This window comes from Altererythrobacter sp. Root672 (genome assembly GCF_001427865.1).
Classification (GTDB): domain Bacteria; phylum Pseudomonadota; class Alphaproteobacteria; order Sphingomonadales; family Sphingomonadaceae; genus Croceibacterium_A.
Window position 1 is genome coordinate 1,762,013 of sequence record NZ_LMHH01000001.1, and the last position, 19,139, is coordinate 1,781,151.

At 63.2% G+C, this 19,139-nt stretch carries 18 protein-coding genes; 6 read left to right on the plus strand and 12 right to left on the minus strand.

Going from position 1 to position 19,139, the window contains the following annotated elements; translation table 11 throughout:
* Nucleotides 1–38: 38 nt before the first annotated feature.
* The 3 genes from ASD76_RS08475 to ASD76_RS08490 form a co-directional block, all read right to left on the minus strand.
* Nucleotides 39–596, minus strand: coding sequence for a DsbA family protein (locus ASD76_RS08475; protein WP_055921148.1), 558 nt, complete (start codon nt 594–596; stop codon nt 39–41).
* The gene (locus ASD76_RS08480; protein WP_055921151.1) at nt 589–1,074 is read right to left on the minus strand and encodes a redoxin domain-containing protein; all 486 of its coding nucleotides are present in this window, start codon (nt 1,072–1,074) and stop codon (nt 589–591) included. The genes ASD76_RS08475 and ASD76_RS08480 overlap by 8 nt, the downstream gene beginning before the upstream one ends.
* 448 nt (nt 1,075–1,522) lie before the next feature.
* Nucleotides 1,523–3,169 carry an FAD-dependent oxidoreductase gene (locus ASD76_RS08490; RefSeq protein WP_200943058.1) on the minus strand — a complete coding sequence of 549 codons (1,647 nt, stop codon included), beginning with the start codon at nt 3,167–3,169 and terminating at the stop codon, nt 1,523–1,525.
* A 132-nt stretch (nt 3,170–3,301) separates the two neighbouring features.
* Between ASD76_RS08490 and ASD76_RS18210 the strand changes: the two genes are divergently transcribed.
* From ASD76_RS18210 to ASD76_RS08505, 4 genes are all read left to right on the plus strand, one after another.
* The gene (locus ASD76_RS18210) at nt 3,302–3,535 is read left to right on the plus strand and encodes a hypothetical protein (RefSeq protein WP_156457599.1); all 234 of its coding nucleotides are present in this window, start codon (nt 3,302–3,304) and stop codon (nt 3,533–3,535) included.
* Nucleotides 3,536–3,633: 98 nt separating this feature from the next.
* Nucleotides 3,634–4,629 carry a GlxA family transcriptional regulator gene (locus ASD76_RS08495; RefSeq protein WP_055921161.1) on the plus strand — a complete coding sequence of 332 codons (996 nt, stop codon included), beginning with the start codon at nt 3,634–3,636 and terminating at the stop codon, nt 4,627–4,629.
* Between the two features lie 202 nt (nt 4,630–4,831).
* Entirely contained in the window at nt 4,832–5,281 is a 450-nt protein-coding gene (locus ASD76_RS08500; protein WP_055921164.1) for a helix-turn-helix domain-containing protein, read from the plus strand.
* A 181-nt stretch (nt 5,282–5,462) separates the two neighbouring features.
* Nucleotides 5,463–7,250 (plus strand): putative bifunctional diguanylate cyclase/phosphodiesterase, encoded by a 1,788-nt coding sequence (locus ASD76_RS08505; RefSeq protein WP_082553688.1) that lies wholly within the window; start codon nt 5,463–5,465, stop codon nt 7,248–7,250.
* Between the two features lie 65 nt (nt 7,251–7,315).
* Here the strand turns inward: ASD76_RS08505 and ASD76_RS08510 are convergent, their stop codons facing one another.
* Nucleotides 7,316–7,750 (minus strand): MarR family winged helix-turn-helix transcriptional regulator, encoded by a 435-nt coding sequence (locus tag ASD76_RS08510; RefSeq protein ID WP_082553689.1) that lies wholly within the window; start codon nt 7,748–7,750, stop codon nt 7,316–7,318.
* Between the two features lie 142 nt (nt 7,751–7,892).
* On the opposite strand from ASD76_RS08510, the gene ASD76_RS08515 reads away from it, so the two are divergent.
* On the plus strand, nt 7,893–8,594 hold the full coding sequence (locus ASD76_RS08515) for an alpha/beta hydrolase (RefSeq protein WP_055921173.1): 702 nt from the start codon (nt 7,893–7,895) through the stop codon (nt 8,592–8,594).
* Nucleotides 8,595–8,648: 54 nt separating this feature from the next.
* Here ASD76_RS08515 and ASD76_RS08520 read toward each other — a convergent pair whose 3' ends face one another.
* Complete coding sequence (locus tag ASD76_RS08520) at nt 8,649–9,212, minus strand: TetR family transcriptional regulator (protein ID WP_055921176.1); 564 nt, start codon at nt 9,210–9,212, stop codon at nt 8,649–8,651.
* Nucleotides 9,213–9,539: 327 nt separating this feature from the next.
* Here ASD76_RS08520 and ASD76_RS08525 point away from each other — a divergent pair, with 327 nt between their 5' ends.
* Nucleotides 9,540–11,957, plus strand: a complete 2,418-nt coding sequence (locus ASD76_RS08525) for a TonB-dependent receptor (protein WP_082553690.1) — start codon at nt 9,540–9,542, stop codon at nt 11,955–11,957.
* A gap of 101 nt (nt 11,958–12,058) precedes the next feature.
* Here ASD76_RS08525 and ASD76_RS08530 read toward each other — a convergent pair whose 3' ends face one another.
* From ASD76_RS08530 to trbL, 7 genes are all read right to left on the minus strand, one after another.
* Nucleotides 12,059–14,008, minus strand: a complete 1,950-nt coding sequence (locus ASD76_RS08530) for an ATP-binding protein (protein ID WP_162249651.1) — start codon at nt 14,006–14,008, stop codon at nt 12,059–12,061.
* Between the two features lie 410 nt (nt 14,009–14,418).
* On the minus strand, nt 14,419–14,640 hold the full coding sequence (locus tag ASD76_RS08535; RefSeq protein WP_055921182.1) for a helix-turn-helix transcriptional regulator: 222 nt from the start codon (nt 14,638–14,640) through the stop codon (nt 14,419–14,421).
* Nucleotides 14,633–14,872 carry a DUF2274 domain-containing protein gene (locus ASD76_RS08540; RefSeq protein WP_055921185.1) on the minus strand — a complete coding sequence of 80 codons (240 nt, stop codon included), beginning with the start codon at nt 14,870–14,872 and terminating at the stop codon, nt 14,633–14,635. The genes ASD76_RS08535 and ASD76_RS08540 overlap by 8 nt, the downstream gene beginning before the upstream one ends.
* Nucleotides 14,869–16,032, minus strand: a complete 1,164-nt coding sequence (locus ASD76_RS08545) for a TrbI/VirB10 family protein (RefSeq protein ID WP_055921188.1) — start codon at nt 16,030–16,032, stop codon at nt 14,869–14,871. Before ASD76_RS08545 ends, ASD76_RS08540 begins: the two co-directional genes overlap by 4 nt.
* On the minus strand, nt 16,029–17,054 hold the full coding sequence (gene trbG / locus ASD76_RS08550) for a P-type conjugative transfer protein TrbG (RefSeq protein ID WP_082553692.1): 1,026 nt from the start codon (nt 17,052–17,054) through the stop codon (nt 16,029–16,031). The genes ASD76_RS08545 and trbG overlap by 4 nt, the downstream gene beginning before the upstream one ends.
* Nucleotides 17,051–17,794 carry a conjugal transfer protein TrbF gene (gene trbF, locus ASD76_RS08555; RefSeq protein WP_055921191.1) on the minus strand — a complete coding sequence of 248 codons (744 nt, stop codon included), beginning with the start codon at nt 17,792–17,794 and terminating at the stop codon, nt 17,051–17,053. Before trbF ends, trbG begins: the two co-directional genes overlap by 4 nt.
* A 4-nt stretch (nt 17,795–17,798) precedes the next feature.
* A complete protein-coding gene (gene trbL, locus ASD76_RS08560) occupies nt 17,799–19,109 on the minus strand; it encodes a P-type conjugative transfer protein TrbL (RefSeq protein ID WP_055921194.1) in 1,311 nt (436 codons plus the stop codon).
* Nucleotides 19,110–19,139 lie beyond the last annotated feature (30 nt).

Consider the following 19,139-nt stretch of genomic DNA (forward strand, 5'->3'; position numbering starts at 1 on the left):
CGCCCCGCCTTCTTTCGATTGCTTGTCATGGCTCGACTTCACCGACCAATGCTGAGGTTCGGCGCATGGGCCTTCTGGGCAACGGCGGCGAGCGCGGCGATGAGGGCCGGGGCGGTGTAGGATCCGTCGTGCCGGTTGCCGTTGACGAAGAAACAGGGCGTGCCGTTCACGCCGCTGCGGACTCCGCTGAGGAAATCGGCCTCGACCTTTGGCGCATAGCGGCCTTGCTCGAGCGCGTGGCGAAGCTCGGTCACGTCCAGCCTCAGCTGGCGTGCAAGCGTGAACAGCAGCGCCCCCGACAGCTGATGCCCGTTGGCATAGATAGCCGAGTGCATCTCCCAGAACACGCCATGAGCCGCGGCGAATTCGGCGCATTGTGCGGCGGGTTTTGCCAGGGGATGCATGGTCGAGATCGGGAAGTGCCGGTAGGCGTACCGGAGCTCCCGCCCGAAATGACCGAGGACCTGCTCGACCTCGGGCCACGCGGCCTGGCAGTGCGGGCACTGATAGTCACCATATTCGACAAGCGTTACCGGAGCGTCGGGGGGCCCGATGACGTGATCGCGGTCGTCGATGGGAAAGCGCAGGTCAGACATGGGCGGTCTCCAGCTTTGGCATCGCCTCGAGCGCGTCGAGGATGCCGTCGGCGCCGGGGTTGACCGCGATTGGCGAGCAATAGCTCCAGGCGATGTGCCCCGTTTCGTCGACGATGAACAAGGCGCGGTCGGCAACACCCTCGTCCTCGCGGTAGGCCCCGAAGGACCGGGCAATCTGCCCCTTGGGATGGAAGTCGGCGATCAGCGGGAAATGGAGCTGGTTCGCCTTCGCATAGGCCTGATGGCACCAGGGTCCGTCGACCGAGATCCCGACCAGGTCCGCGCCATGCTTCCGAAACTCCGGGAGCACCGCGTTGTAAAGGGTCATCTGGTCGCCACAAACGGGACTCCAGTCGGCCGGGTAGAAAGCGAGAATGACGCGGCGGCCCTTGAGGTCGCCGATCGAGAGCGTCTGGTCGGGCGTGACGGGCGCGTTGAAGTCGGGAACCTTGGTTCCGGGTCGCAGGATCTCACCCATGATGCAAAGCCTCGCTCTAAAGCGTCAAACCAGGGTCGGTTCTTGAGCCACCTCGCGCGGCGCGTCGTTGACCGTCGTCAGCTTTGCCGAACGATTTTCGGCGCTCGGCGTGGGGTTTGCGAAGGGGGGCCCCGCCGCCTTGACGGGCGTGAGCGCGCTAGGGAGGAGCATCATGGCCGCGACACAGATCGATCGGTGCAGCTGCCCTTCAGCCGCGAAGACGTCACCTGTGCAGCGTGACCTGCGAACCAAATGCTGGTTCGGCATCCGGCTCGATAAAGGCCCATTCGCGATTTTCGAAGCCTTCGGAAGCCAGGTCTCCCCTGACGCACCTCATTCTGGGGCGATTGTCGAGGCGCCTGTCGATCGAAGCGAAGACCTCTTTTCCTCGACGCCTGAGGCCCGGTGGACCGACATACTTGCGGTGAAATTGCCAAGTGACGGCCAGTCACCGATTTTGGACCTCTCTTTCCTCCAGATAGGAATGGATTATGGGGATCAACTGCGCACCCTCCCCGACCGCTGCCGCGACCCTCTTGGTCGACCCTGACCGAACGTCTCCGATCGCAAACACCCCCTCCACGCTTGTTTCGAAGCTGCCATGACCTTCTGCCACTTGCGTGCCGGTCAGGACGAAACCGTTCTTGTCCAGTCGCACGCCCGAACCCTGAAGCCACGACGTGTTGGGATTGGCGCCGATGAAGACAAAGAGGTGACGAGTAGGACGAGTCGTCTCCTGCCCCGTGGCCTCGTCGCGCCAGGTTACCTGCTGCAATTGCCCAGCACGTCCCTTCAGCCGGGTCACGGTCGTTCTGGTTCGCAACTCCAGGTTGGGTATCGCATTGATCCTGTCGATCAGATAGCGCGACATCGATTCCGCCAGGCTTTCACCGCGAACCAACATGTGCAGGTGCCTCACTTGCTCGGACAGGTAGACGGCCGCCTGTCCCGCCGAATTGCCGCCTCCGATCAAAACAATGTCTTCGTTTCTGCAGAGACGCGCCTCTACCGGCGAAGCCCAGTAATGCACGCTCGATACCTCGAAGCGTTCGATGCCGGGGATGGCGGGGCGACGGTAGATAGCGCCGGTGGCGATGGCGACAGTTCGCGCTCTTGCCGGGTTATTCCCTTCGACCGGTAATTGGTGGTGCCGTGTCTCGTCGGTCTCGAGGCCCACTACCGGGGCGGCCAACAACATTTCCGCGCCGAACTTGTGGGCCTGCGCATAAGCCCGACCGGCGAGGGCGCGCCCGGAAATCCCGGTAGGAAAGCCGAGATAGTTTTCTATCCGAGCCGATGCCCCGGCCTGTCCGCCGAACACGCTGCCTTCCAGTAGCAACACATGCAAACCCTCGGACGCAGCATAGAGCGCTGCTGCGAGGCCGGACGGTCCGGCGCCCGCAATTGCCAGGTCGTAGATCCGCGCGGAATCGATGTCGTGCAGCAACCCGACACAGCGCGCGACCCGCGCCTCGTCCGGATCGATGAGGACCTCGCCTGATGGACAGATCACGATCGGGAACTTGTCCGGTGTGATGTTGAACTGGTGCAGCAAGACGCTCGCTTCCGCATGCTCTTGAGGATCCAGAAGCTGATGAGGGAAGGCGTTGCGCAACAGGAAGTTCTGCAATCGGATGATCTTCGCGGAATGCGCCGGTCCGACCAGGATCGGGCCCCCCGCCCCGATGTCGAGCAGCAGGGCCCGACGCAGGATGAGCGCGCGCATGATCTTTTCACCCAGTCCGGCTTGGGTAACCACAAGGTCCCTCAGGCGGTCCGTCGGCACGAGGATGGCCTCGACATCGACTTCCGCGAAGGAATCGACCAGCGCCGGATGTCCCGCCAGTTGACCCATGTCTGCCAGAAACATCCCGGGCTCGAGGCGCGCGAGATCGCTTACCTTTTTTCCCAGGCGTTCGCGGACCACGACGAACCCGACGAGGATCACGTACATGCCCGGCACGTTTTCACCCGTCGTGGTGAGGCGTTCTCCTTTGGCAAACCGCACGAGGCTGCCGAAAGCCCTGAGTTTCTCCAATTCCATTTCCGAAAGAACCGGGAGGATCTGCTCGCCCCTTTCCTCGATCATCTTCATAGCTTGGACGGCCATCGCAGCTCTCCTGCGAGCGCGTATGAAACCCATTCACGATGGGTGGAATGACGATCGTCAAGGCGGGATGATCAAGGGGCGGGAAGAAGGGCAACACTCACGAATGGAGAGGCGATCTTGGCTAGCCAGCTTCCTGCGGTGGACGGACACTGCGGGGCCCGTCAACGATTGGCAATGAGTCCAATGGTCATGATCCAAGAGGATAGGGATCACCTGAATGGCGTTTTGACCGTGAAGATCGCTCAATCCAGGCGTATTGATCTCAAATCCGGTGATGCCTCGCCTCCAAAGAACGAAATTACCGCTCAGGAAGCTGAACAGAACGAGAAGCAGCGCGCGCATGATAAATAACTGCTAGCCTTGGGCGAACTGGTCTTATCGCACAAACATCCGCTTTGGAGTCTGGCCGATCGAGAGACCTTGAGCCGCCCTAGAGCGGAGGATACGCCGTGCTCATCACGATTTTCGCCCCTCGCAACTTGCATTTGCTTGAAGTTGCGGGTGTTCGCGATGCGCTCTTTGAGGCCAACTGCAAAATGCAGTCGGGTCAGCCTTATCGTGTGCGGCTGGTAACCAGAGACGGCACTCCCACCGAGAGTGCGTCAGGCCTGATATTTGTACCCGACGCGAGTATAGAGGATACCTCCGAGCCCTGCGATACACTGATCGTCGCCGGTCCCTTTGGAGTGCCAGATCCCCCCAGCCAAGATGTTATCCGGTGGTTGCAGACGCAAGCTGAGCAAGCGCGGCGGTACGGGTCCACGTGTACTGGCGCCTTCGTGTTGGCCCAGGCAGGGCTTCTGTCAGGGCGCCGGGTCACGACCCACTGGCAATATGCCGGGCGGCTCGCCACGGAATTTCCCGATATTCGGGTTGAGCCCGATCTGATCTTTGTTCGGGACGGGCCGGTCTTCAGTTCCGCTGGTGTGACCGCAGCAATCGACCTCGCCTTTTCGCTTATCGAGGAAGATCACGGCCGCGCAATGGCACTGTGGGTGGCGCGCCGGCTCGTCGTGTTCCTGAAGCGACCCGGCGGACAGTCACAATTCAGCGAGGCGCTGACCGCACAAACGACAGCCACCGGTCCGATCGACAAGATTCAGCTTCATATTCTTGAAAGTCCCCGTGCCGACCTCGGGCTCACAGCCCTTGCGGGAGTGGTCGGCGTGAGTGCCCGCCATTTGTCGCGGCTATTCCACGCCGAACTGGACATGGCCCCGGCCACCTATGTCGAACTGACCCGCATAGACATCGCGCGTGGCCTGCTGGAAAATAGCAATGCGCCGATAAAGACAATTGCCTTCGCTGCAGGGTTCGGATCGACGGCGACGCTGCGACGGACATTTCTGCGCAGAATTGGCGTGACGCCTCTGGATTATCGTCGTCGGTTTCAGACCACGAACTTCACTGACGCCAGTGACCAAGATGACTCCGTTTTGTCCTGAAGTGTCACTTGACCAAGGTTGAACCCCGGGCGTCAGTGCCGCATCTTCGCGACCGGAAAGCAATAAAAAACAACTTGTTCATGCCGGAGTTCAAGAAGCGAATCTGAAGAGGGCGCGGCTGCCTCGCCGGTGCGCCGGAGTGCGCTGCACTCCCGACAGGAAGATCCCTTACTGCGACGCATCATCGGAAGGCTCAGCACAAATGACCGCAATTCACCTGAGCACGCGCCGGCTTGTCGTTGTCCTGAAGCGACCCGGCGGAGAGTCGCAGTTTAGTGCAACCCTAATCACCCAGCTATCAGCGACCGGCCCGATCGACAGAATTCGGCTATACGTTCTCGAAAACCCGCAGGCGGATTTGAGTCTGGGGGCCGTAGCTCAGGCGGTGGGCCTGAGCTCTCGACACCTCTCTCGGCTTTTCCAGGCGGAGTTGGGTGTCAGCCTTGCCGCCTATGTGGAATTGAGCCGAATAGACATCGCTCGTCGTCTGCTGGATGGGAGTACCGCGCCGCTCAAGACGATCGCCTACGCGGCAGGCTTTGGATCAACAGCAACCCTCAGGCGAGCATTTCTGCGCGCGTTCGGCGTCACCCCTCTGGAATACCGCTTTCGGTTTCATTCCGCGAGCTCGTGCTGTTCGAGAGACGACTGAAGTGGCCCCAATTTGTCCTGAATTCATCGAAGTTGAAGCCCCGATCCCAGGGCCTCACGGTCGCCAAGGAGCCAAAACATGCGAATTTCTCCTGCCGCGGCACGAAAGGCGGCTTTGAGAGGGTATCGGCCCGTTTCGGCGGCTCAGCCAGCTGCCTGCTCCTCTGCAAGGGTGCCGCGCAATGATCTCTGAAGTGAATGAAGCCCTTGGTCCCCCGACAGGGGGTTCAGTCTTCAAACCTGCGCGCTGGCCCCTTTTGAGAGCGCGATCAAACCAATCGACCTTTCCCCCGAGCGCAATCGCTCTCGCCCTCGAGAATTGCAGCGACGGCCTGCTGATTGCCGACATGCGCATGAGAGGTCAGCCCATCGTTCATGTGAACCCGGCATTCGAGTCGATCACCGGTTACCCGGCAGCCGAGGCAATCGGCAAGAATTGCCGCTATCTTCAGGGCAGCGATCGTCTGCAGCCAGAAATAGCCGACATCCGTGCCGCGTTGATCGAAGGCCGTTCGTGTTCCGTGACACTGCGCAACTATCGGCGGGACGGCACGATGTTCCGCAACGCCTTGCGCCTCATTCCATTGCGTGACGACGCAGGGCAGCTGACTCATTTTGTGGGCCTGATCCGCGACGCGAGCCATGCAGTGGGTATCGATCGCCTGACCGGGCTGCTCGATCAATACGGTCTGTTCGATCGACTATCGGCGAGGGTCCCGCGGGCGTCGACTACTTTGTTGATGGTCAAGCTCGACATGGTCCGATTTCAGGACGTCAACAGCGGTTTTGGCTATGACGTTGGCGACGAACTGCTTCGCGCTGCTGCCGCACGCCTGGCGACGGTATCTGGTATTGCGGTGGCGCGTGTTGGCACGAACAGCTTTGCTCTGGTGTTCGAGATAGACGATTCGAGCGAGGCGGCTGCGGCCGTCGACGATGTCCTGGGACTGCTGAAGCCGCGATTTGTTCTTCCAGGCGCGTCGTTGACGGTGCAGTTCGCGGCAGGCTTTGCGGTCGGGCCCGTCGATGCAGATGCCCTCCAACTCATGCGGCAGGCCGGCGCAGCCCTGCAGCGCTCGAAACTGAAGCCAGGACATCTACCCCATGCGTTCGCGGCGGCAGACGAGCGGGACGCGCGCAATCGCATACGGCTGGCAAGCGAACTCCCGACCGCCGTTCCCAACCAGGAGCTGCTGTTTCACTATCAGCCTCAATTCGACCTTGGCTCCGGACAGTTAGTCGGAGCGGAGGCCTTGTTGCGCTGGAATCACGGCGCGTTCGGCTTGCAACCTCCGGGCCGGTTCATCGGGATCGCGGAGGAAACTGGGGCAATTCTGGATATCGGGGCATGGGGCCTTCGCACGATTGCCGCGTACACGGCGCAGGTCAATCGCGGCCGTCCGGCCCCCATCCGCTTTGCCTTCAACGTCTCGGTCGTCGAGTTCACGCAACGGGATATGGTGACCCTTGTCCAACAGGTTCTGGACGAAACCGGGTGCCGGGCCGAATGGCTCACGCTGGAACTCACCGAGGACCTGATGGCGCCTGAACCGGAGAATCTGCGCCGCGCGTTTGGAGAGTTGCGTCGCCTGGGAGTCGGTATCTGCGTCGATGACTTCGGCACCGGGTATTCGAACTTGCGCTACCTGGAGTGTTTCCCGCTCAGCGAGATCAAAGTCGATCGAAGTTTCGTGCACGAGCTGGTGCACAGCTCGGCCAAGCGGATCATTGTGGAAAGCGTGGTCAAACTCGGCGCCGCGCTGAATATCAGGGTTGTCGCCGAAGGGATCGAGACGGAGGCTGAACGCGCGATCGTCAGGGAGCTGGGTTGCTCGATTGGCCAGGGATTTCTTTTCGCGGCGCCCTTGGAGGAACTCCAATTCCACAAATTGCTCGACGAAAAGCCGGTCGTGCGTGAGGGGTGGGATGCACGGCGGTATCTAACGGCGATGGATGGCGGCGGAACGTAGGTCAACTAGAACGGGGACATGACCCGCCACTGGGTTTGCCGGACAGGCCCCCCCGGCGATCCAAGCTAACCCGAACCGACGAGGGCATCGCGGAGCGAGTGAACCTTCGTATTCAACTCGATCAGCTGATCGGCCGTCATGCCCGATCGTTTCAGCAGAGTATCCGATAAACAGGTGGTCTCTGCGCGCAAGGCTCCGCCTTTGGCGGTTAGGCGCACCTGGACCTGACGCTCGTCAGCGGGGTTGCGCAGGCGGCCGACGAAGCCCGCAGCTTCGAGGCGCTTCACCAGCGGCGTGATCGTGCTGGGTTCCAAGGCGAGGCGATCGGCGATTGCGGTGATCGTCCGCCCGTCCTCTTCCCACAACGCACTGAGCACGAGATATTGCGGATAGGTAATTCCAAGCGAGTCGAGCAGCGGCTTGTAGGCGCGGTTGATCGCGATCGTCGTTGCGTAAAGCGAGAAGCAGAGTTGGTTTTCCAGCGGGATGGAATCGGTCACGGTATCGATGCCCTTTACGGTTCAAGGGTACCTTACCTCAAAAATGCATATCGCGATAAGAAATATCTGGACAACGGTCCCGTGGGCCTGTACCTAATATGTATCGCGATAATGTTTATCGTGCTTATATAAGGAGCAAGGTATGACTCGCATCAAGAACATCGTCCTCGTCCATGGCGGCTTCGTTGACGGCTCAGGCTGGCAAGGCGTGCACCGCATCCTCACGGGCAAGGGCTACAACGTCACCGTCGTTCAGAACCCAACGACCTCGCTGGCCGATGACGTTGCCGTCACCGAGCGGGCGATCGCCGCCCAGGACGGCCCGGTTCTCCTCGTCGGTCACTCCTATGGCGGGGTGGTCATCACCGAGGCCGGCAACGACCCGAAGGTGAAGGCGCTGGCGTATATCGCCGCCTTTGCGCCCGACGTGGGCGAGTCCGTTTCATCGCTGATCGCCAACCCGCCTCCTGGCGCGCCGGTGCCGCCGATTCTTCCCCCTCAGGACGGTTTCTTGTTCCTCGACCGCGACAAGTTCGCCGCCTCGTTTGCAGGCGACGTGGCCCCCGATCAGGCTGCTTTCATGGCGGACTCGCAGGTGCCTTGGGGAGTTGAGGCGCTTGCCGGGGCGATCACCGAGCCGGCCTGGAAGGCGAAGCCGAGCTGGTATCTCGTCGCCGCTGACGACCGTATGATCCCGCCACCCGCGCAACACTTCATGGCCGAGCGCTCTGGTGCAACCGTTAGCGAAACGGGCGGCAGCCATGCCTTCTACGTTTCGAAGCCAGAGGCTGTTGCTGAACTACTTGAGCGGGCCGCCGCAGGTGCTACTGTTGAGGCGAGTTAGATTGCGGCGCTTCCTGGGAGCAACGAATTCGCCTCGCTCAGCTGCCGGACGGCCTTACAAATCATCCAGGCTTCCGCAGGCAGGTTCGGGAAATCCTGCCACCAACGATTCAAGGCCAACGGCAAAGCTCCGATCGAAGCCGACCAACTCGTCGAGATGATCGTGCAGCGTTTCCGATTGCTCGTATAGGGCCCACCCCAGGGTCAGGGAATAGACCGAGGCCTGGTAGGTGAGCGCCTCTGTTCGTGGTAATCCAACAGCGACCAACGGGGCTGCCAGGCGATCTGCTGCGGCGTTAGTGTCGAGGTCGATCGGACGATTAAGCGCGCATAACCGGGCCGATTCACGATGCGACATCAGGGCCTGGCGAAAGGCATGCCCAAAGGCTTTGAGCCAGTCACGCCAGCAAGCGTCATTCGGGGCGGCCGCGTAGGCGCGCGAGTAGAATGTCCCCGCCATGTGAGCCAACAGCTCATCTTTGCTTCCTACATGCCAATAGAGCGCGGAAGCCTGGACTCCCAGGCGCCCCGCCAACGAGCGCATATTCAGCGCCTCGAATCCCTCCTCATCAGCGAGGCTCAGGGCTGCTTCGACGATCTGTCGCTGATCCAGTTTCACGAAGGGATTGTTGTCCAGACGCGTTCGCTTGACAAGTGAACAACGTTCAATGAACCTTGTTCACAGAATAGGAGCGGCGCAGGACGAGGTCATGATGGAAGCTCAGCAGCGAGTGATCGATCTTTCCGCCCGGCCGACGATCATGCCGGAGCTCGATGATTGAGACGTGACAAATTCAACCCGCCTTTCAAAATATCGCCTGAGACAAATTACGAATTGGTCGTGACAACACCATAAACAATTTCACCGATCTCATATATTTCCTATTAATTGAATGAAGAGAAGAATTGAAAAGTATGTAATTAAGAAACAAAAAAGGAGCTTGGGATGCGAAAGATTGTTTGCTCGACGTCGCGTGGCGCTTTAGTCTCCGCGAGCATCGCTGCTCTGGTTTTGGCGCTCGGCGCCATGCCCGCGGCAGCCCAGGACGATCCCCAGCCAGCCGACCAGGCTTCCGAGCCAACCCCTGGCCAGGAGGCGGAAATCGTCGTCACCGCCCAGTTTCGAGAACAGCGCCTGCAGGACACGCCGATAGCCATTACGGCGGTGAACGCCGAAATGCTCCAGGCGCGCAGTCAAACCAACATCGCTGAGGTCGCCGCTCAGGCTCCTAACGTCACCCTCAAACCGCAAGGACCCGCCTTTGGACCCTCGCTCGCGGCATCGATACGCGGCGTCGGCCAATACGACTTCAACCCTGCGCTCGAGCCCGGCGTCGGTCTGTATGTCGACGACGTCTACTATGCGACCCTTACAGGCGCGATCTTCGACCTGCTCGATCTCGAGCGGGTTGAGATCCTTCGCGGGCCGCAGGGCACGCTGGCCGGTAAGAACTCGATCGGCGGTGCGGTAAAGCTCTTCTCCAAAAGACCAACCGGCGACGGAAGCGGATATGTCTATGGCGCTTATGGCAGCCGTAACCGGATCGACCTTCGCGCGGGCGCCGACTTCAAGTTAACCGACGACCTGTTCATGCGCGTTGCCGGTGTGGCGCGAAAGCAGGGAGGCTACGTCGACCGGCTCGACTTTGGCTGCGTCAATCCTCCGGGCTCGACCCTCAATCCGGCTGTTGGCGGCGTCGCCTCCCTTACCGGTGGCGATTGCCGGATCACGCGCGACGGGGACGTCAACTATCAGGCCGGTCGCGTGCAGCTGCGCTACACGCCCTCTGACCGCATCGACGTCAATATCATTGCCGATTACACAAATGACGATCGCAACGCCGCCGCCAGCGTCCTGCTTCTGGCGAACAACACCGCCAACCCGAACATTCGCGGGAATGCTACCGCCGTTCCCTATGATAGCCGGTTTATCTGCGGACAGTATTGCAACTACGCGAGCTACTTCTCGCCAGCGGGATCCTGGCAGACGCCTCCCGTCGCCGGCTTTCCGCTCATCGAGACGCGAGGCGATGGCCGGTCCAAGTTCAACGGCTGGGGCGTCTCGGGCCAGATTGACTTCGACATCAACGACGATCTGCAGCTGCAGTCGATCACGGCGTATCGCCAGTACGATCTCGATTTCACCAATGACGATGATAATTCGCCGCTGGCGATCTCCAACGGTTTCGGCAACCTCGATTACTGGGGGTTCACCCAGGAGCTCCGGCTCAACGGCTCGATGCTCGACGATGCCCTCAACTGGACGCTCGGCGCCTTCTATCTGGACCAGCGCTCCACGTACGCGACGTTCCAGGACATCCGCTACGCGCCGATCCCGCTCCAGTTCCAGGGTGACGATCCGGTCAACGCCAGCACGAAGGCCGCGTTCGCGGCGCTATCCTGGGAGATCATCGACGCGCTCACGCTAAATCTCGGCGCGCGCTACACTGACGAGCACAAGGACTATACGTTCTCCCGGCGTAATCGGGACGGCTCGCTCAACCCGTTCCTGGGCGCGCTTGACGGGGTGACCGGCGTTTACGACGGCAGCAAATTCGACTGGCGCGTGAACCTGCAGTATCGCCTGAGTGACGAGGTGATGACCTACGCGCAGGTCTCCACCGGTTTCAAAGGCGGCGGCATTGGCCCGCGGCCGTTCAATCCGGCACAGGTTCAGCCGTTCGGTCCTGAAACCCTCACCGCGTATGAAGTGGGCATCAAGACCGACCTCTTCGATCGGGTTGTGCGGTTGAACGCGGCGGCGTTCTTCTCCGACTACACCGACATCCAGCTCACCTTGCTTGCCTGTCCGCAGTTCGGCGGGCCCGGCCCCTGCGCCCTCCCGCAGAACGCCGGCGACGCGCACATTAAGGGCCTGGAACTGGAGACGACCATTGACCCGGGCAATGGACTGCTCGTTGACGGTTCACTCAGTTATCTCGACTTTGACTACACCTCGATCAATCCGCAGGCAGGCGGACCGAGCGCGCCAGGGGGCGTGCAGGAAGGGATGATTGCCCCCTACACCCCCAAGTGGAAGTGGGCGCTAGGTGTGCAGTATGAAATCGATCTTGGGACCACCGGTTCGATCACGCCGCGTGTCGATGCCTCCTACCAGTCGGACATCTTCTCAAACGCCGTTAATGGGCCAAACAACCATATCGATGGCTACACCTTGGCCAATGCTCGCCTGACCTGGAGAAATCCTGACGAGGATCTCGAGGTCTCGCTGGAAGTGACCAACCTGTTCGACAAATACTACCTGTTGACGAGTTTTGACCTGACGGGCGCCGGCGCCGGGCTTGTGTCCGGGCAGCCGGGACGGCCGCGTGAATGGGCCGTCAGCGTCAAGAAGACGTTTTGATGAGGCCAGCCCGATCTCGTTGAGCGCCACATTGGCGCTCAACGCGATTATCACGGCATCGACGTTTCCTGCCCGCGTGGAAGGCGCGAGGTAAAATGGGGTCAGTTCGCTGACGTGCCGATCCAACTGCCTGCGAGCGGAAGCTCCACATGGAAAGTCGAGCCGATGGGCACATCGGGATCCAGCCAGATCCGACCTCCGTGCCGCTCCACGATGGCCTTGGTGATCGCGAGACCTAGCCCGGTGCCCGACTGCTGCCTCTGCGATGTGGCGTCCTGCTGCGCGAAACGCGTGAAGAGCCGGCTCCTGAACTCGGGAGCGATACCCGGCCCCTGATCGATCACACTGATCCGAGCCTTGGCGCCCTCAATTTCCAGCTGCACCCGGACCTCGCTGCCGCGGGGCGAAAACTTGGCGGCATTCGAGAGCAGATTGGCCAGTACCTGTTCTATACGGAGAGGGTCGACGCGGGCCATGACCGGTCTCGCGGTCAGTTGGACTTTCAACGTCACCCCGAAGCGCTCTGCGTAGGGCTGATTATGGTCTACGGCATCTCGTACCAGGTCGCGCAGGTCGACGTCCTTGAACTCGAACTCGGCGGTTCCCGACGCCAGTTTGTCCATGTCGAGGAGGTCGTTCACAAGCGCTATAAGGCGCTCGCAGTTCCGCAACGCGATTTGCGCCAGCCTGGCTCCCTTTTCGGGCTCTACCGTTGATCCCACCATCAGCCCCAGTGACCCGGCTATCGCTGTGAGGGGGGTGCGAAGCTCATGGCTGACAGTCGAGACCAGTTCCTCCTTCAAGCGGGCAGCCTTGCGCTCGTCGGTCACATCCCGGGTAATGAGCAGGTAACGCCCGCCTGAAATTGTCCGCCCGAAAAGCTCGAGCATGCGGCCGTCCTCGCGAAGCATCTCGGCTCGCTGCTCTTCACCCTTCGCAATCGAGGTGATGATTTTGTCGGTGATCTCCGCAGGATCTCCTTCCCCCACTTCGCCGCGCTCGGCGTTGATCCTAATGAGTTCGCGCAGCTCTGTGCCGACCTTGAGCGCGTCGGGGGCAAAGCCGAACATATCGCACAACCGCTGATTCCAGATCATCAGCCGCAAGTTGGGATCGGTAAGCAGGATGCCCTGGGTGACATTCTCGAACGTGAGTTCGAGCAGCTCTCGTTCCTCTCGCGCCCGCAACCACGCCTGATGGAGAAGCCAGGCCAGCAAGGCTGCCACGAACATCAGCGCCAAAGCCAGCGCCGGGATCATTCGCCTCTCGACCTGCTCGCCGGGCTGGAACGGGGCCCAAACTATATAGCCGATGGTCAGCCCTGCCCGGTTTCGGACTGGCAGCGAGGCCTCGCCCTGGGGCTTCCAGCTGAACTTTGCGTCCTTGGCCAGGAAGTCGCGTGAGAGGCGATTGAGCAACGTTCCATCAAGATAGCGCACGCTGACGTGCAGGTATTCCGTACCCGGCTGCTGACTGCCCTCCCCCGTCTCGGGTACGATGGGCTTGATGCTCAGGATGGCAGGTCGATCCGCGACGACGACCATGTCCCACACACCGGGCGTTTCGCCTTCGCCGGCTGTGAGGGGACGCGAAGGTGACCGAAGAGTGCTGCGTAGTTCTTCGGCCAGCGGGAGGGCGTGGGTCGCTACCCGTCGAAAAGTTCCAGGATCAGCACGAACTCCTCCTTGCATTGCGTAGATCGGCTGGTCACCCGGATCGAGCAGGTAGACTTCGTCGTGTCCGTAGTACGAGTGGAACCAGATCCCGAGATTGTTGTCGATCCACCGGTAATCGAGCGGCCGCTTGCGCAACTGCTGAACCGCATCGTCCCAGCGGGTCGAAGCCTCCTGATCGTTTACGACCTTCGCAATGGCTTGCTGCATGCCAAGCGCGATCAGCCGATTTTGTCGCTCAGCGGCCAGGTCGTCGGACCGACTGGTGGAGTAATGAAGCACCGACCCGATGATCAGCGCCAGGAGGGCGATTGCACCCAGCGTCGGGAGAAACACGGTTGGCAGTGCTGCCCGGAATTTCGCTGGCGGGGATACCATGAGACGAACTAGACCGGAACAACTCCAGCAAGCTTGGTTTGAAAGCGAGCCTATCAATCCCTCGAGGTAGTGGATCGATTGGATCGGCATGAGGCGAGCCCACCCGGATCTACCGAGCCGCCCGACGTGCGAGCCAATTTGAAACGAGCGGCAAGTTAGCACTTGGCCGACGTCGTGACGCGGTTCTGTCAGTCGGCGCGACGCTGATCGTGCCTGCCGACCCCCGCGGCGGGATTCGGCCGGCGAATGGCGGCACCCTGCAGGATTTCGTCACGGCGCGGCTTAGGGCTCTTCCTGCCCAACGCGCTGGTCGGCAGGTCGACGCTGTCATTGCGTCCTGAGGCTCCTGGTTCAGCTCTGGTGGGGGCTGCACGGGCGCAATACCCTCGCGCTGTCCTTCCAAGAGGCCGTCAGAACTTTCGCCGCTTGCCCTCAAACCCGTCCTTCACATCGGCAATCCAGGCGACGATCTCCCGCTCGCTCCACCGCGCCGCAAACGGCGAAATCTTGTACTGTTTCGGGAATAGGCCCCTGCCGATCAAGTCATAGATCATCGACTTGCCGAGCCCGACACGCCGGCTCACCTCGGCAAGCCGCAGAAGCCTCTCGGGTTGCTCGCCGCTTTCAGACATGGCGTTGAACAGAACCGGGCAGGTTCTTGCGCGCTTTCGCAAATCCGCGGTCGCTGGCGACGAAGGCCGCCAGCATTTGCGGGATGAGTTCCGAGACCGGTTCGGCCTCCCCGTATGTGTCGCGGTAGACTTCGGCGTAATCGCACAAAGCCGCATGCAGCTCGGGCATGAGCGCAATCGTGACCTTGATCGGGGTACGGTCGGGCAGCTTCTGAAGGCGAAGTTCGGTCATGGAGCTTTGTCTTCCCAAGGGCGCAGGACGAGATCCTCGTTGACGATCGCGCGCACCGGCCAGCCAGGCCGGACGGTGAGCGTCGGTGAGACTTCGAGATCGCGCGCGACGATGCGATCGCCGGCACGCGCGGCGTTGTCCTGCGCGGATTCGCGCAGCGCCCGTGTCAGGTCGCCCTCGTCGTCGCCCAGGCCGATCTCGGTACCGACGCCGAGGAGGGTCGACATCGCAATGCCTTTGAGTAACCGACCAGTGTGAAAGTCGACGCCATCTTCAAGGCCGGCGTAACCCGCCCTGTCGGTAGCCGGCATATCGCCGAGTTCGACCGACGACCCGTCGGGAAAGACGACGCGCTGCCACACGAGCATCGCCCGCCGCTGGCCGTAGGCGACCCCGCTTTCATAGCGCCCCACCAGGCGCGCGCCCTGCGGGATCAGCACCGTGCGCCCGGTCGCGCTGTCGCGCACATTCTCGGTCACTTGCGCGATGACCAGGCCGGGAAGGTCCGAGTTGAGCCCGGTGACGAGGCTCGCGGCAATCACCGTGCCCGCGGTGAGCGTCCACGGCGACGGCGCCGGCCTGATCGAAGGCCCGGCTTTGACAGCCTGCGGAGCGGAAGCGATTGTCTCAGTGGCGGGCGCCATTGCCGGCGCATCCTCCGGCCCCGCACTGGCGCCTTGCCCCGAGCGCTGCACGAGCAAGCCGGACGATCGCGCCGCCTCGCGCTCGGCGGCACGGCGCTGCCGCTCCGCCTCCGCGGCAACGAGCGCCTGGTCTGCAGCGGACACTTCCTGCGCGCCGGGCGCAGGCTCCTCCAGACCGCGCTGGTGCTCGAGGATCGGCCGACCGAGGTCTCCGGGCAACGGCGGGCCGAGCTCTGGGACATCGCCGTAGCTGCCCGGGGCATCGGCAAGCGTGTCGGGGAGGCCGGCGCTTGCCGGCACGCTTCCATCATCATCGATACTTGCAACTCGAAAATTCGGCCGCTCAAGCGCGAACCAGGTCACGCCGGCGAGCCCCGCCGCGGCCGCACCCGCCAATCCGATCACGAGCCCGCGACGGAAGCGCACGGCGGTGCGCGGACGACCGCGCAGCACCAGGGTATCGGGATCCTCCTTCGGGGGAAGGACCGGCCCCCGCTCGAGCGTGGGGCCGCTCATCGCCCGCCCTTCCGCGAACGCCGCCCCGAAGCGCCGGCGCTCGTGCGAAGGATCCGCACGACCTGCTGCCGGCCCTCGCCGAGCCGCAGTTCGGCTGTGGCGAACAGGCGATCCACGACATAGTACCGCCCGCGCAGTCGATAATTGACGAGCTCGGTCACGCCTCCTTCCCCGCTGACGAACAGCGGGGGCGCCTCGCCCTGCGCGAGGGCTTCGGGGAACTCGATGAAGACCTGCGTGCCGTCGTCGAAGGCGCGCAGCGGACGCCACGGTGGATCGTCGCCCTCGATAGCATAGCCGAACGACAGGCGTTCGAGGCTGATGCCGGCCACGCGCTCCGCCGGCAGCGGGCCCGCCTCGCCCGATCGATCGAGTACCTTGAGCGCGCCCTGGGGATAGGACCACGACATGCTCGCCATCGCCGCGCCCGAGTTGCTCTCGAGCAGCACGTGATAGACACGCCGGTCGGTCGCGATCACGAGGTTGGTGCTGAGCCCGGGCGCGGTCGGCTTGACCAGCACATGCGTCCGCCGCGTCGCACCGGTGCCGCTGGCCGTGTCGCCGATGACCCAGCGCACCGTGTCGCCGGCCGCGACCGAGACCAGCGTTTCCCCTGGTTCAAGTGCGATCTCGCTGACGCGCTCGGGCGCGGTGTAAAGCCGGTAGATTGCGCCCTGCGTCCAGTCGTAGACCTGCACCGCATTGAGCCAGGCTTCGCGGCTCGGCTCGCGCACGGCCTCGCGATTGGCGGCAGCGACCCGGGATAGCGGCGGGCCGGCGGGCCGCGCGGGGGACGCCGCGGCAAACACCGGCGCCGCGATCGCAACCGGCGCGGGCGCCGCCAGCGCCTGAACCACGGGCTCGGTGAAGAACGGCGGGGCGTCTGGCTCCCTGTGCGCCTCGACCAGCGTTGACTGTGGCGGAACGGGCGGCGCGGTCTCGAGCCTTTCTTTGCCGGCGCAAGCGGAGAGCAGCATCGCGGGCAGCAGGATCGTCACCGGGATCGGGGGAGAGCTCTTCATGGCAAGGTCCTTTCGGGAGCGGTCGTGACGGGAGCCGGCCGGGGCGTAGCCGGCGCGGTTTCGAGCTCCCGCGCCCAGTCGATTGCATCGACGTAGAGCCCGAGCGGGTTCTTGCGCAGCGCCTCGGCCGTGGCCGGCGGGCGCAGGGCAATGCCAAGGATCGCGGTCCAGCGCGCGGTCCCCGCGAGACTGCCTCGCTCGTAGGCGGTCTCGGTCCATTTGACCTGGAACGAGCGGTCCGAGGCCCGCACGACGCTTGTGACCTGCACCGAGACGGTGCGGCTGCCGACCCCGGCGAAGGGGTCGGCGGCGCGGGCGTATTCGCCGAGGAACTTCGCGCCGCGGGTCGTGACCATGTCGTAGGCAGCGAGCCAGTCCTGCCGCATGAGCACCGGATCAAGCGAGACCGAGCGCACCTCGCTCACAAAGCGGGCAAGATGCCAGGCGATTTGCGGATCGGTCGGCCGGTAGCCCGCCGCAACGGGGGCAACCGCGCGGGCTTCACCCAGGCGGTCGACCTCGACCACATACGGGACGATCCGGCTCTGGCGAGATTGCCACAGGAGGCCGCCCGCGAGCGCCGCTGAAAGACCCAGTCCGCCAAGCGCCATCAGCCGCCAGTTACGTGCCTGGACGCGGGCAGAGCCAATCCGCTCGTCCCACACCTGCCCGGCGCGCTGGTAGGGTGTCTCGGGCTCGGGGGTATCGCCATATCTTTGTGCCGCACGTCTGAACTTCATGGGATCAATCCTCCCGTTCGCTGATGTCGGGGTTGATGCCCGCGCCGCCGCGATCGCCTTCGCGGATCGCCGAGAGCGCGGCGTGACGGTTGTGGCGCGCCGACTGCTCGGAACGCAGCCGCCGCGCCCATGGGGGCGCGAACGTATCGGATCGATCCCCGCTGCCGGCCGGCGCCGGGCCGCGTGTCTCGCCGGCGGACATCGCCGCGCGCCGGCCGCTCTCGACAGCGGCGGCAAGCCCGCCGGTCCCGCTCATCCGGGACCTCGCCGTGGCGGCCGCGGCGCTACCGACGCCCTTCAATCCCGCACCGAGGGAGCTTGAGCCCGAGGTTTCCTGGCCGAGGCGGTAGGCGGTCGAGGCGGCCGAGCCCATCGCCGTGCCAGCGCGCAGCGCGGCCATCGATCCGCCGGCAAGTCCGCGCGCTCCGGCGAGCGCCGCGCCCCCGCCCGCCGCGAGCGTCGCAGTCGCGGCGGCCGCCGTGCCGAGCGCGGCTCCGGCGCCGAGCTGCGGCGCGCCGGCGACGAGTCCCGAAGCGATCCCGGGTCCGAATATGCCCAGCCCCAGCAGCGCGAGGCTCCCGAGCACGAGGCTCATCGCCTGCGCGAGATCGGTCTCGCCGGAAGCACTCTGCCCCGCCGCGACGAACTCGGCGAAGAAGCCGGAGCCTATGCCGACGATCACGGCGAGCACCATGAGCTTGATACCCGAGGCCACGACGTTGCCGAGGACACGCTCGGAAAGGAAGCTGGTGCGGTTCCACAGCGCGAACGGGACGAGCACGAACCCCGCGAGCGCGGTCAGCTTGAACTCGATCACGGTCACGAGCAGCTGGACCGCGAGGACGAAGAAGGCGAGCACGACCACCAGCCAGGCGATGAGCAGCACCGCGATCGCAAGGAAGTTCTCGAAGAAGCCCACAAACCCGATGAGTTCGCCGACCTCGTCGAGCATGGGCTTGGCGGCATCGAACCCCGTGCCCGCGACAAAGCCCGGGCGCAGCAGGTCGTCGGCGCTCATCGTGCCCCCGCCGGCCGTGAGGCCGAGGCCTGCAAACGAGCGGAAGATCACCTCGGCGAGCACCGGGAAGCTGCCGAGGATCAGCGCGAAGGCGCCGACGAAGAGGATCTTCTTTAGGAAGCGGCCGATGATATCGTCCTCGCCGCCCATGGCCCAGAACAGCCCGGCGAGCGTGATGTCGATGCCGACCAGCACCGTGGTCAGGAAAGCGACATCGGGTCCGAGCAGCCCGAACCCGCTGTCGATGTAGCGGATGAAGGCCTCCATGAAGCGGTCGATGACGGAAAGGTCGTCCATCTGTTCAGGGTTCCGGTGGGTGCCAGAGAG